Origin of the sequence: Arthrobacter glacialis (genome assembly GCF_002909445.1) — a bacterium.
GTDB lineage: Bacteria > Actinomycetota > Actinomycetes > Actinomycetales > Micrococcaceae > Specibacter > Specibacter glacialis.
Genome location: NZ_PPXC01000012.1, coordinates 63,945 through 76,649, shown reverse-complemented (window position 1 = coordinate 76,649; position 12,705 = coordinate 63,945). Strand labels below are relative to the sequence as shown.

The 12,705-nt window shown below is 61.5% G+C and carries 14 protein-coding genes; 7 read left to right on the top strand and 7 right to left on the bottom strand.

The window, feature by feature from the left end; translation table 11 throughout:
- Positions 1 to 193: 193 nt before the first annotated feature.
- From CVS27_RS14780 to CVS27_RS14770, 3 genes are all read right to left on the bottom strand, one after another.
- Positions 194 to 1,090, bottom strand: a complete 897-nt coding sequence (locus CVS27_RS14780) for an SDR family oxidoreductase (RefSeq protein WP_103466611.1) — start codon at positions 1,088 to 1,090, stop codon at positions 194 to 196.
- A 56-nt stretch (positions 1,091 to 1,146) separates the two neighbouring features.
- Complete coding sequence (locus CVS27_RS14775) at positions 1,147 to 1,488, bottom strand: hypothetical protein (protein WP_103466609.1); 342 nt, start codon at positions 1,486 to 1,488, stop codon at positions 1,147 to 1,149.
- A 155-nt stretch (positions 1,489 to 1,643) separates the two neighbouring features.
- Positions 1,644 to 2,207, bottom strand: a complete 564-nt coding sequence (locus tag CVS27_RS14770; protein ID WP_103466608.1) for a Dps family protein — start codon at positions 2,205 to 2,207, stop codon at positions 1,644 to 1,646.
- A gap of 671 nt (positions 2,208 to 2,878) precedes the next feature.
- Here CVS27_RS14770 and CVS27_RS14765 point away from each other — a divergent pair.
- Positions 2,879 to 3,850, top strand: coding sequence for a DNA topoisomerase IB (locus CVS27_RS14765; protein ID WP_103466606.1), 972 nt, complete (start codon positions 2,879 to 2,881; stop codon positions 3,848 to 3,850).
- 260 nt (positions 3,851 to 4,110) lie between these two features.
- Positions 4,111 to 4,572, top strand: a complete 462-nt coding sequence (locus CVS27_RS14760; protein WP_243400205.1) for a hypothetical protein — start codon at positions 4,111 to 4,113, stop codon at positions 4,570 to 4,572.
- 112 nt (positions 4,573 to 4,684) lie between these two features.
- On the opposite strand, the gene CVS27_RS14755 is transcribed toward CVS27_RS14760, so the two are convergent.
- Both CVS27_RS14755 and CVS27_RS14750 read right to left on the bottom strand, forming a co-directional pair.
- Positions 4,685 to 5,104, bottom strand: coding sequence for an LPXTG cell wall anchor domain-containing protein (locus CVS27_RS14755; RefSeq protein WP_370739517.1), 420 nt, complete (start codon positions 5,102 to 5,104; stop codon positions 4,685 to 4,687).
- Positions 5,026 to 6,036 (bottom strand): hypothetical protein, encoded by a 1,011-nt coding sequence (locus CVS27_RS14750; protein ID WP_133162942.1) that lies wholly within the window; start codon positions 6,034 to 6,036, stop codon positions 5,026 to 5,028. Before CVS27_RS14750 ends, CVS27_RS14755 begins: the two co-directional genes overlap by 79 nt.
- Positions 6,037 to 6,248: 212 nt before the next feature.
- Between CVS27_RS14750 and CVS27_RS14745 the strand changes: the two genes are divergently transcribed.
- From CVS27_RS14745 to CVS27_RS14725, 5 genes are all read left to right on the top strand, one after another.
- Positions 6,249 to 6,893 (top strand): dihydrofolate reductase family protein, encoded by a 645-nt coding sequence (locus CVS27_RS14745; RefSeq protein WP_103466599.1) that lies wholly within the window; start codon positions 6,249 to 6,251, stop codon positions 6,891 to 6,893.
- 100 nt (positions 6,894 to 6,993) lie between these two features.
- Positions 6,994 to 7,542 carry an FAD-dependent monooxygenase gene (locus CVS27_RS14740; protein ID WP_103466666.1) on the top strand — a complete coding sequence of 183 codons (549 nt, stop codon included), beginning with the start codon at positions 6,994 to 6,996 and terminating at the stop codon, positions 7,540 to 7,542.
- Positions 7,543 to 7,602: 60 nt separating this feature from the next.
- Complete coding sequence (locus CVS27_RS14735) at positions 7,603 to 8,799, top strand: Fic family protein (RefSeq protein ID WP_103466598.1); 1,197 nt, start codon at positions 7,603 to 7,605, stop codon at positions 8,797 to 8,799.
- A gap of 296 nt (positions 8,800 to 9,095) precedes the next feature.
- On the top strand, positions 9,096 to 9,812 hold the full coding sequence (locus CVS27_RS14730) for a hypothetical protein (protein WP_133162941.1): 717 nt from the start codon (positions 9,096 to 9,098) through the stop codon (positions 9,810 to 9,812).
- Positions 9,809 to 10,165 (top strand): GntR family transcriptional regulator, encoded by a 357-nt coding sequence (locus CVS27_RS14725; RefSeq protein ID WP_103466594.1) that lies wholly within the window; start codon positions 9,809 to 9,811, stop codon positions 10,163 to 10,165. The genes CVS27_RS14730 and CVS27_RS14725 overlap by 4 nt, the downstream gene beginning before the upstream one ends.
- A gap of 29 nt (positions 10,166 to 10,194) precedes the next feature.
- Here CVS27_RS14725 and CVS27_RS14720 read toward each other — a convergent pair whose 3' ends face one another.
- Positions 10,195 to 11,028: an SDR family oxidoreductase gene (locus CVS27_RS14720; RefSeq protein WP_103466592.1), complete on the bottom strand. Its 834-nt coding sequence runs from the start codon at positions 11,026 to 11,028 to the stop codon at positions 10,195 to 10,197.
- Entirely contained in the window at positions 11,025 to 12,701 is a 1,677-nt protein-coding gene (locus CVS27_RS14715; protein ID WP_103466665.1) for an FAD-binding oxidoreductase, read from the bottom strand. Before CVS27_RS14715 ends, CVS27_RS14720 begins: the two co-directional genes overlap by 4 nt.
- Positions 12,702 to 12,705 lie beyond the last annotated feature (4 nt).

Below are 12,705 nucleotides of genomic sequence, written 5' to 3'. Positions count from 1 at the left end.
CCGCAGTGACTCAATCAGCGCTGCTTTGTGCAGCGTGGAGTAACCCTTGAGTCCTTTCTGGCCCAGTGAACGGATCCAAGCGCCCCAATTCCCATGGCCGCTGAAGCTTTGTAGCGTTGATTGTGAGCCTACGCCTCTAGGCACGGGGCCGATAGGCTCAATGACCGCGAACGTTCTCATGGGGGCCAAGACTCTACGGTGTGGGTGTTCCGCCATTGACGTTCAAGGTTTCGCCGAGCACATAGCTGGATTCTGGTGACGCAAGGAAGACATAGGCAGGCGCAAGCTCAGTGGGTTGTCCGGCACGGCCAAGTGGCGTGTTCTTCCCGAACGTAGGTAACTTTTCCTTCGGCTGGCCGTCACTGACTTGCAGGGGTGTCCAGAATGGTCCGGGCGCGACGGCGTTGACGCGGATGCCACGCGGAGCCAGCTGCTGGGCGAGGCCTTTGGTGAGGTTGTTGATCGCAGCCTTGGTGGCCGCATAGTCGATGAGGTTGGGGGACGGGTTGTAGGCCTGAACAGAGGTGGTGTTGATGATGGTGGCGCCGACTGGCAGGTGTGGCAGGGCCGCCTTGGTGATCCAAAAGATCGCGAAAATGTTGGTGGTGAACGTCGATTCGAATTGTTCGTCACTGAGGTCTTCAAGATTGTCCACGGAAATCTGCTTGCCAGCATTGTTAACCACAATGTCCAAGCCGCCGAGTTGCTGCGCCGCTGCAGCCACGAGGGACCGGGCGGCTTCTGCACTGGCAATATCACCGGGGAGTGGCACGGCGATCTGCCCGCATGCACGGATAATCCGTACAACGTCTTGCGCATCGACTTCCTCCTCAGGAAGGTAGGACAGTGCGACGTCGGCCCCCTCACGGGCGTAGGCAATGGCCACTGCGGCGCCAATACCGGAGTCGGCGCCCGTGATAAGTGCTTTCCGGCCGGTCAGACGTCCCGTACCGCGGTAGGAATGTTCTCCGCGGTCTGTTTGGGGCACAAGATCCCGGTCCAGTCCAGGCTCGGGCTGGTCTTGTTCCGGCGGACTGATGCTCGGGTAGCGCGTGACCGGGTTTTGAAATGTGTACTGGTCCTTCGTCATGAGCTATTCCTCTCGTTGAGCCGGCAGAATTATTGATCTCCTCTGCCACCTGACTATTACTTGGCGGGAGCGGCACCGCCTTCATCAGCCCAGTCTTGGCCTACCTTGTCGTTGAGTGCCGGGTCAGAGGTGACATCCGGAAGCGTGGGCGTTGTGGCCAGGCTGGGACCATCTTGGTGTGCCGCAGAGCTTGCAATGGTGTCTTTGACTTTATGTCCGAATTCATCTGCAACGTTTTTGAGTTGGTGCTCGACGCCGGTCACCACATCTTGCACACTGTCTTTTGCCCACAATGACTTCACAGACTTTTTCAGGTTTTCATAGCTTGTTCGCCCGGCTCTGGAACCCAAGATGTAGCCGGTGAGAACTCCTGCTGTAAATATCAGTTTCCCCTTCATGTCTTACTCCTTACTTTCTTGTTTAGGTGCAACGGTCGCTGGAAAGCTAGACGGCAAGTCCCGGACTGGTTCCGGGACTTGCCGCCAGCTGGATGAATCCTGATGAATTGCACACCGCCTCTTTGGGCGTTGCTCACCCGCGAGTGGGTGGGTTGCTACTGCTTTGCCGACTTTGCGGCGGCTTTTTCAGTTGCCGCGTTTGCATGGACGAGTTCCCCTGTGTTGCTTTCCAAGTGTGCCCGCAGGAACCATTGGAAGAGCTCCAGCTTGCCGCATTGTCCGATGAGGATGTCCTCGGTGATGGGGTCCAGTTCACCGGTGGCTGTGATGGCGTCCCGATGGCTTGAAATGATTCCCTCGTACACAAGGTCCAAGGCGGCTAGATGCTCAGTAGTCGCGGCCCGAGCTATTGAGTAGTCATTCCAGTCTCGGGCCTGAACGAGAGCGCCTGGCAAACCGTTGGGTGATACCCCGAGCGTGGCAATGCGCTCTGCTGTTTCATCGACCATCGCCCGGACCAGATCGATCTGTGGGTCCAACATTTCGTGAACACCAATGAAGTCCCGTCCCACGACGTTCCAGTGGGCGTGCTTGAGTGTGAGTTGGAGATCGTTGAGTGCATGAAGTCGTGCCTGCAAAACGGCGGCAATCTTGTGCCCGTTCTTGAGGGTCAAGCCGGGGACCGTAAATTTCGCTTTTGACGTCTTTTTGGAAACCATGAGAACTCCTGTCGAAGCCGGTCGATCATAGACGACCGTCGTGTATCACTCACGGCCAGTAACGCTGCCGATTCCTAAACTTTTCGAACCGGGTTTCCCGGCAGCGCTAAGGCGTTGGTGAATTTGCGGATGCGTACTGCTGAATGCTCTGTTGCCCTTGTGCAATGGCATAGTTTTCAGGGCGGCTATCCGGCATCAAATCGATCGCCCGGTTCATCCTCCCCTGACCCCTCGAGTGAACCACGCCTGGAATTTCCTGAACCGTCAGGCAAAGAGTCGGTGGTGGATCGGTCAGTTCCAGGCGGGTTGTTTGGCTCGGAATTTGTTGTTTCTGGATTGGGCATTTCATCCTCAGGAGCCGGCGACCCGTACCCGCCTTCTGGACTCTTTGAAGCGGAAGATGCGGGAGAAGAGTTCGTGCTCATGGTTCCTCCTTAATTCGATGAATTGTAAGGATTATTGATGTAGGAATACTCAGCTGCGCCTTTCTTCACCCTGTCACTTTGACGCTTTGCCGTCAACCCTTCCCGAAGCGCTGGGGCCTTCGGCCGGAGCCTGCCACTGGTTGGCGCGAATGAGGTTTTGGCGCGTAATATCGAGCCACGGCACACGGAACAAAAACCGAATTCGCCGTCTGGATGCAGGAATATCCGGTTCCGAAGGGCACATAAATGATCGAAGAGTTGAGACGCGTTGAACCCGGCCGGGGTGGAATTACTCGGCGGCGGTCCGGACATGGCTTTAGCTACTGGTCGGCAAACGGCCGCGCCATCAAATCCGAGCACATGCTGGGGCGCGTTCGTGATCTCGCCATACCGCCTGCCTGGTCAGAGGTGTGGATCGCTTCCCAAACGAATGCCCACATCCAGGCGACGGGGGTTGACGATGCGGGCCGCACTCAATACATTTATCATCCGCGCTGGCGAGATGCTCGTGACGAGGAAAAATTCGTGCGCTCCCTCGCCTTCGCACAGCGGTTGCCAACCATTCGGCGTCGTGTCTCCCTTGACTTGAAACAGACCGTGGACGGGCGGCGCCGCGCGATGGCCGCAGGGGTACGCCTGATGGATCGGGCGGGGTTGCGTGTTGGGGGTGCCGCGTATGCCCAGGAAAACGGCTCCTTTGGGGTGGCGACCTTGCAACGACGCCACGTTGCTGTCCATGGCCGTGCCCTCGAGCTCGCGTTCCGGGGAAAGTCGGGCGGCGCATGGAAAGTCCGCGTCACGGATGAATTGCTGCGGGACTACTTCACCTCGATCCCGCGCACCCCAAGAACTGGTCCAGCCATCTGCAGAGCTGTGCGCGAGGGAAGACGCACCCGCTGGGAGCCCATTTCCGACGCGGAGATCAACAACTATCTTGGTGACATTGCGGGACACGGCTTTACTGCCAAGGACTTCCGCACCTGGCAAGGCACCGCTGTGGCGGCACTATCCCTGTCCCGGTCCCATCGTTCCGGAGTCCCCGAGCCTGAAGCGATTAGTGAGGCAGTTGATGCAGCTGCGACATGGCTTCACAACACTCCGGCCATTGCCCGAGGGTCCTACATCAACCCCCGCATCCTTCTCTTGTTCGAGCAAGGTGTGGTGGCCAACCTTAAGCGGCAACCGGACAGCGCCGTGCTGGCGCTCCTGATGGATTGATTTGGCGTGCAGAGGTTGGCGCCATCAGCCCGCAGCTTTTATGAAATCCTGGCTGTTCACTGCTGCATAAAGCGCCTGAGATGCTTAAACGAGCCCTCGCGCGCGGACGAACACCCGGACAACTGAAATTCGGTACCAGACGCTGAAGACATTGCGATCGTCGGACTGGCCCCTGCTCTAGGTGCACCGTGGCATTGCATCCAGTGTCCGAGGCCATGATTTCCCCGGCTGCTGGGTGGTGGAGGCATAGGCTGTCCATCATGGAGACTTCAATGCGGGATGACGGTCCGGATGCCAATCACCGACGGGGTGCCGGGGTGAGCGATGCAACCGTGCTGGCCGTGGGGAAACTTTCTGAGGCTTTGGAGGTGGTTGAGCATGCCCGCGGATACCTGTACGGGTTTCATCGACTGACGGGTACGGCCGATCTGGCGTTGGGAGAGGCGGTTGATCTGCTCCGAACGGCTGGGCACGAGTCACTGGCGGACTCCCTAGAGCAGCGAATGGTGGGCAGGAACGTCATCAGCGGCCGTTGGACGTTTCAAATAGTTGAAGATTACGACGACGGCTACTACGCGGAGTTCAAGGAGGCTGAGAGGCAGGCACGCCTTGAACTGGTGGAGGGGAAACGCCACCTGTTTGAAGCCGAGATGAAAGAAGACAGACGGTCCCATGGCCTGGCTCATCATCAGGCCCTGCCGCGAGAACTGGATGGCCAATAGAAGTGTGAAATTCTGAAGACCGGTGTGAATTGGCGGCACGGCCGGCCGGTGGCCAACGGCACCGTGGGGACATCCAAAAGACCCCCGGGTTGAGTCGGCAGGCCGGTGCCCGCTACCCGCAGCCCCGGCGTCGAACAACCAACAAGATGCCGCCCGCCGCGAGGAGGACAACAGCGGACCCCACCAGCAACAACGCGCCGTTGACCCCTGTCTGTGCCAGACCGGGCACCTCAGCTGCGGCGGTTGCCGTAGCTGAGGCGGAGGGAGACGGAACCGATGAAGTGGACGGTGCCACAGGGGCCGCAGGAGTGCTCAGTACCACTGCGGCATTGACCGTGACGTTCACAGGTGGTGAGACTGCGTAGGCAATGTTCGCCGCCTCGATGGAAACGGTTGCGGTGTGCAGTCCGGGGACCAAACCAGCCACGGGCAAGGTGGCGGTGCCGTTGGCGGCTACGGGAGCCTGGCCAAGAACTGTGCTGCCGTCGGAGAAGATGGCCATGGGGGAGGTGACCGCAGGGAGCAGGGACACTGCCGCCTTGAGGGTGACGGTTCCACCTGCTTCCACAGTGGCCGGGGTTGCCGTGAGGGTGGCAACGGGTGTGGGCTCAGTCCAGCTGATGGTTGCCTGGCCGTTAAACAGTTCGGCCGGCCGCGCCGTATCCGTGGCCACCGTGCCAGCGGCGATCCAACTTGAACCAGCGCCGCCGCCACCGACTGGCCTGTGCCGCCTGCCATGGTTGCAGCCTGGCCACCCAAGCCGCCGGCCACTGGCGGGCAACCTTCATCGCCGCTGGGACCGGGATCCCCATCATTGGCAGTTGCCAAAGTGGAGGAGCCGCCCATGCCGCCTTGGGACACCGAGCTGCCGCCGATGTTTCCGCCAGCCCCGCCGCCGCCACCGGCGATGGCAATCAATGACTGGGTGCCCGAGCCGGAGGGGGACGTGAACAACAGCGTTGCACTGCCACCTGCGCCGCCGTGGCTGAAGATGTCACCGGCCGGATTGGCGCGCAAGGCTGTGAAGCCGCCGGCGCCATCTGGTGCCTGCTGGGTACCGGTGGAGCCGGCCGCAACGTTGCTGGCATCGTTGCCGGCAAAGCCCACCGAAAGGTTGAGCACTTCACCGGGTTGTACAGACAGATCCAGTGCCAACGCGGCCCCCGTGCCGCCCGGGATGCCGTTGTCATCCGGGATGCCGTTGGGTTTGGTCATGCCCCGGTTGGTTCCACCGTTGCCGCCCCACAGTGTGACCTTGATAGAAGAGATGTTGGCCGGGACCGTCCACGTGGACGCAGCTCCCGCGGCGAAATCAACGCTGTGGGTCACCGGAACGTAGGGCGTTGGTGCACTGCCCACGGCGGGAGCGGCCAAGGCGGAGCCCGCCACCAGGGCAACGGCGCCGAGAGCTGCGATGGAGGCCGCCAGCATGACTGAGCGCTGGCGTGTACTGATAGGGGACAAGAAACCCTCCAAGGGTGTGAACATGGCACGCCCCATTGGTGTCCGGCCCAAATTCTAGCGGGATCACTGCCGAGGCACGGTGCTGCTGACGTTGCGGCAAACTTATCAACGCCTTGACGACTTGGGGCCATTGATTTGCGGGGGGCACTGTGCCAGCCTTGAGGGTAGTCCCGCAGCCGGGGCGACGGCGGTCAACTCGGACGGAGCGCGGTATGGGACTCATACACATAGACCTGTTCACCACCCTCGACGGCGTAGCCCAGGCACCCGGCGGACCAGAGGAAGACAACGACGGCGGCTTCGCCTATGGCGGCTGGCAGGCGCCGCTACTGGACGAGCTTGTGGGCGAACAGATCAACGCCGGTATGGCTGGGATGGACGCACTCCTGCTGGGACGCCGTACCTACAGCATCTTCGCCGCATATTGGCCCTTCCAGGAGGAAGGCGTGGATTGGAGCATTGCGCGGCTCTTCAACAGCCTGCCCAAATACGTGGCCTCACGCCAATTGCTGACTCCTCAGTGGGCCAATTCCACCCACTTGGGCCCGGACACTGCCGCCGCCATCCGCGAATTGCGCGAGCGGCACCAAAACATCCACGTCATCGGCAGCCTCAACCTTGTCCAAACCCTGTTCGCCGAACGACTCTTCGACAGGCTCACACTCTGGGTGTACCCAATACTCCTAGGCAGCGGGAAGCAAGTCTTCGCCGATGGTGTGGTCCCGAGCAACCTGGTGCTGGTGGAGCCGGCAGTGACCTCACCAACGGGCACCGTCACGCTTCGCTACGCGCTCGCAGACGGAATGCCCGGGGTGGGGGACATGTCCGGTGATGACCGCCTGAATTCCGCAAGCTGACTGTGAGCGGCATGGATTGGCGGTTGACGTGATCATTTCCGGCGGAGGAGCCGAGCCAGACAGTACGCTCGCTGGGCCTCCACCCCGCAGCATCGAAATCATGGACCAGCGGGGTCTGTTGGAAAGGTTCCTGGCCCTGGGGCAGCAATACCCCGATGGTGTGGGCCGCTTCGCCGTAATCGAAAAGCCCGTGCCACCGGTCCTGGACACCGCCCACGGCTACGTCCTGGGTATTCCGCAACCTGTCACCGACCGCCTCCTGGCCGAACGCGCTGCCGAACCCGGCGCCCAGATCCGCCGGGGCACGCGGGTGAGCGCTGTTGAGCAAGACCAGGATGGGGTGGATGTGGAGACCACCGACCCTCGACGAATTCCGGACGTCAGCAGATTTCTGGCCGAGAAGATCAGCGGCACCGGGATCCGCTACGACTTCGGGGAGGGGCCGGAGCCGCTGGGGCGTCGGTTGCGCAACATCCCGCTGTCAAGCGGCCGCCTCTACGAGCGCATGCACGGCAGGCGCGGGATCTTGCTGGATCAGGGGAGCAAGCTGTCCGTTGCAGGATGGGCGGACCGGATCGATCCCGTCAGGGGAACGGCTTGCGGGACACCAGAATCCCGATTCGTCCGCCGGACGGCGGCGCTGGCGTAAATCAGAATAACGACGGCCCATACCAATGCTTAATTAAATAACCATTGGTATGCTTGTGTCATGTCAATGTTTGAGCAGGACGTGGCCTGGCCACCACTCGGCTATGAAGAGCTGCCCTGGCGCAATGTTCAAGACGAGTATGGCTCACGCACGCAAAGGCGCCGGGCCGCCGGACCGTATCTGGCGGCGGTGCCCCCCTTCATTTCCGGTCTGGAAATCCACCTCGATGGCGAACTGCAAGCACTGACTGAAGAAGCAGCCAGTGAACTCGCTCGTTTCGATGCCGAAGTAGGGCAGATTGCAGCACCCTTCGCATCCATTCTCTTGCGCACCGAAAGTGCCTCCAGCTCTGAGATTGAGAACCTAAGCAGCGGCGCGCGACAAATCGCCTTGGCGGAACTCGGTGAGCACGCCTCGAAGAATGCGCAGCTGATCGTAGGCAACGTCAGAGCCATGCAAGCAGCTCTGGCACTGTCCGACTCCATTGATGTCCACGCCATCCTGGAAATGCACCGGGCGCTACTCGAGCAAAGCAACCCCGACATCGTCGGCCATTGGCGAGATCAGCAGGTGTGGATCGGAGGAGGGAACCTGGGGCCCCACACTGCACAGTTCGTCCCGCCCCATCACGAGCGGGTCACCGCACTCATGGACGATCTGGTCGCTTTCGCCAGTCGAGTCGACCTTCCCGTTCTTGTGCAGACCGCGATTGCCCACGCCCAATTCGAAACAATCCATCCATTCCCCGATGGCAATGGCCGAGTCGGGAGAGCACTCATCCAGGCCATGCTGCGTGGGGGGCAGCTAACGCGCAATGTAGCCGTTCCGGTCTCTGCGGGTTTGCTCCACGACACGGGTCGCTATTTTGAGGCCCTCGGTGCATACCGCTCCGGGGACATCGCGCCGATAGTCCGCTCCATTGCTGAGGCATCGTTCGCGGCTGTGCACAATGGTCGCATCCTCGTAGAGGACTTGGAAACCGTCCGGATAGAGTGGCGCGACCGCGTTAAAGCCAGACGAGACTCCGCGGCCCACCGACTCGTGGACATCCTCCTTCGCCAGCCAGTTATTGACAGTGCCGCCGCTGCAACTGAGCTTGGCATTTCGGCTGTCAATGCCCAAGTCGCTATCAACCGCCTGGTTGATTCAGACATACTGATCCAAATTTCAACGGGAAGACGCAACCGCATCTGGCTGGCGAAGGATGTTGTGCGGGTTCTTGACGAGTTCGGCGCCCGCGCCAAGAGACGCCGCTAGGGGAACGCTTTTCTTTCTTGGCGACGCGATCAAGATACTGGAAAGTGTCCCACTCATATGGCACACTTTGTGTCATTGGGTTGTTACACTTTTGGGGGTTAGAGTTCATGGTCATTTTTCTGTACCAGTTCGGTCCTACTGTCGTCGCACTGCTTCTTGCGTGCGGCGTATCCTTCATCCGTCGGCGATCACACGTGGTCCTGCCGAAAACCGTACGGCAATTCACGTCCGTTGGGATTGTCCTCGCCCTCGGGTTCATGATCACCTTCACCGCGTGGTCTGTCTTTCCATGGTGGATGCCACACGTCAGCGAGGACACAGTACTGTTTCTTCAGCTTGGCCGTTACCTTGCTCCGCTCGTGCTGACTGTTGTTGCGCTGGTCTTACTTATCGTCCCGGTGCCTGCTCCCGGTCCGCGCGGCACTGCCGCTCTTGCCCCTCGGACACTCATGACCTTCACTTCTCGGGCGTGGCTGGGATCCGCGGTCGGCGTGATGGCTGTGGTCTCTTCGATTGCGTTCTTCGCAGGATTGGCTTCGAGCCCCGACGAGAGAGGTAGGCATGTGATGTTCGTGGTGCGGTCCTCCGCCAACTCCAGTGCCAGCACAACCATCTACGGGTGGTGGTTCTCGACGCCGTGTTTGATCATGATCGCGGTCATTGCCATGATCGTATTGGTCGCTCTGATAATGATCTCGCGTCCAGCACTTGCCGTTGATTCACAGCGCGACACTGCCGTAAGAGTTGCACGCATTGGCAACGTCTTGTCGGTAAGCACCGGAGGGCTCCTTCTCCACCTCAGTGTGGTGCTGCAATCACTCTCCAACACCTCCTCCCTCCGCACTGGGCAAGCAGGATGGTTCGAGCTCGGCACTTCCTTTGCGGCGCTCGGCCCCGCCCTTCAGCTTGCTTCTCTCCTCTCATTCATCTGTGGCATGGCAATGTGGTGGTCGACTCTCCTGACAGTTCTACCCGCCCGTACACGACAAACCAGCAGGGCAGCGCTGGCATGATCATCACTCTCACCGAATCTGGCGCTCCACTCGTCGACCAGATTCGGGACCAAATTCTTGGGCTCATCACGACCGGCCTACTTTCCGCCGGCCAAAGACTTCCTTCCGTGCGCCAATTGGCCAGCGACCTCGGCGTGGCACCTGGCACAGTGGCAAAAGCCTATAGAACACTCGAAAGCGAAGACTTCCTCGTCACGCGCATCGGCAGTGGCACACGAGTCAGCACAAAAGCGTCAGCCATACCGCGCGACGTTCTCTCCGCAGCCACGCAACTCGTCAAGGCGAGCAAGCGCGAAGCTGTAGACGTGGATGAAGCTATTCGCGTTCTACGCGCCGTCTGGCCCGAGTATTGACCATGAGCCGGTCATGGGCCGCAGGACCCCTACTTGCGTCCCGTGAAGTGTTCCATGGACTTGTAAACGCCAAACACTCGCCCGGCCACCACATCCCAGGCGGCGACCGGCAGGACTCCGCGCAGTGCCGTGCTCAGTTTCACTGTCCACGGCATCATCAGCATTGGTGTGCCTTCCTTCATGGCCCGCCACACGCGCTCCGTCACCGCGGCCGGTTCCATCAGCGGTGTCAGGAGCGGGCCGCGGGCGCCTTCAAACATGCCCGTCTTGATGTAGGAGGGGCAAAATGTGGTCACCTTGATGTGATGGTGTCCGGCTTGGGCTAGTTCCAGCCGCAAGGAATCGCTCCAGCCAATTGCTGCCCACTTGGAGGATGAGTAGACACTCATGCGGGGGTTGGCGAGTAGTCCGGCCGCCGAAGCCACATTGACGATCCGCGACGTCCGTCCGCCGTCGATCATGGCAGGCAGGAACTCCCGGGTGACGTGCATCAGGGCCAAGGCATTGATGGCCATGGTGGCGGCGATGTCGCTGCGCTGATCGTGCTCCCAAAAGTACTTGCCGCGCACAATGCCGGCATTGTTGATCAGGATGTCCGGGGTGCCCACGTCGGTGCGCACCTTCTCCGCGGCAGCTTCAATGTCCTCCAGTTGGCTGACGTCCACCACGTAGCTGTGGATCTCCGAACCCCTGCCCCTGAGCTCGGCGGCGGCCTCCTCCAACAGCCCGGCATTGATGTCCCAGAGAATCACGTGGGCGGCGTGGTCCTTGACCGCAAGGTGGGCGTACATTTTGCCCATGCCCATGGCGGCGCCGGTAATGAGGACGGTTGCATGGGCGAGGGATCCAATAGTGCTGTTCATGGCTGTGTCTCCAAAGGTGTTGGGATGAGCTTGCCGGGGTTCATGATGCCCGCAGGGTCCAGGGTGTTTTTGATGCCGGCCAGGACCTTGATGCCCAGGTCCCCGATTTCGGCGCCCATGTAAGGTGCGTGGTCCAGGCCGACGGCGTGGTGGTGGGTGATGGTGGCCCCGGCCGCCACGATGGCGTTGGAGGCAGCTTCCTTGACGCGCGCATTTTGGGCCAGCCAGTCCTCCTCGAGCCCGGACAGGAAAGTGAAATACAGGGACGCGCCGTCGGAGTAAACATGCGAAATATGCGTCTGCACATGGGCTGCGCCGCCGCGGGCCTCAAGTGCGTCCAGGATGGCCCGGCGGACACTTTGATACGTAGGCTCAAGCTGGCCCCAGGTGGCCGCCGTTTCGAGGGTCTCCACGTAGACGCCGCGGGTCAGGAGTTCGTCACGCAGGTAGGGGCCACTGAAGCGGCCATGCTCCCACGACTTCCCCGGCGCCGGACCCAGCGGGATCCCGCCAGCGCGCCGCAGGATCCGCGCACTGCGCCGCATCCGGGCACTGGCCCCTCGACGGTCGCCCTCCCAGACAAAGAGGGACAGCGCGGGAGTCTGCTGGCCTCGGATTGCCAGGTAGCCGGAGAGCAGGCCTGTCTTCCAGCCGCCCAGCTTGAAGGTCGACGCCGTCTCATCAGTGTCGCTGAGGCGGCAGACGTGCGGCATGTCGCCAAGGCGGCCGTCGTGGCGCAGGCGCCGCATGGCATCGGCCCCGGCGGCGAATGACGGGAAGGACCAGGATCCGTACACCTTGTCCTCGGGCGTGGGGGACACCTTGACGGTGACCGCGGTGATGACACCAAGGGTTCCTTCGCTGCCCACCACCACGTCGAGCAGCTTTGGCCCGGCAGCCGTGCCCGGTGCCAGGGAGCCGACGTCGAACGGGCCTGCGGGGGTCTCGAGGTGGACGGTCTTGACCAACTCGTCGGACCGGCCGTAGCCGGTTGATGCCTGGCCGGCGGAGCGCGTGGCCACATATCCGCCCAGGGTGGCTTCCTGGTGGCTTTGCGGAAAGTGCCCCAGCGTGAAGCCGTGCGGGGCGAGTGCCGCTTCGATGGCAGGGCCCCGGATGCCGGCCTCAAACGAAGCCGTGCGTGAGACGGGATCCACCTGCAGGAGCCGGTTCATGCGCCGCATGTCCAGGGTGACGACGCCGGCAAAGCGGCCGCGCAGTGGTTCCACCCCGCCCACCACCGACGTTCCGCCACCAAAGGCCACCACAGCCAGTTGCCGCCGCACACACAGCGACAAGAGTTGCCCCACTTCCTCGGTTCTGCCGGGGAACACCACGGCGTCGGGGGCCTCGAGTGCATCTCCGCTGCGGCGTCGCAGCAGGTCCGGGGTGCTCTTGCCACCTGCATGGAGGATGCGTTCCACGGCATCCGTGGCGACGTGTTGAGTCCCAACAATGGCCCGGATCTCGTCCAGGTCATCCTCCTCCAGCGCCACCGGGCCCACGCGAACATCGGCCAGGTCAACGGGTGGATGGCCGGCGTCGATGCTGGTGAGCTTGAGGGTGCTGCGCAGAAACTCCAGTGCACCTGCACCCAGGGGCCGGGCGTGGCTGGGGTCCCCCCAGCCGTGCCACACGGAGGGAGAAACTGATTCTGTGAGATTCGTCACCATGGGA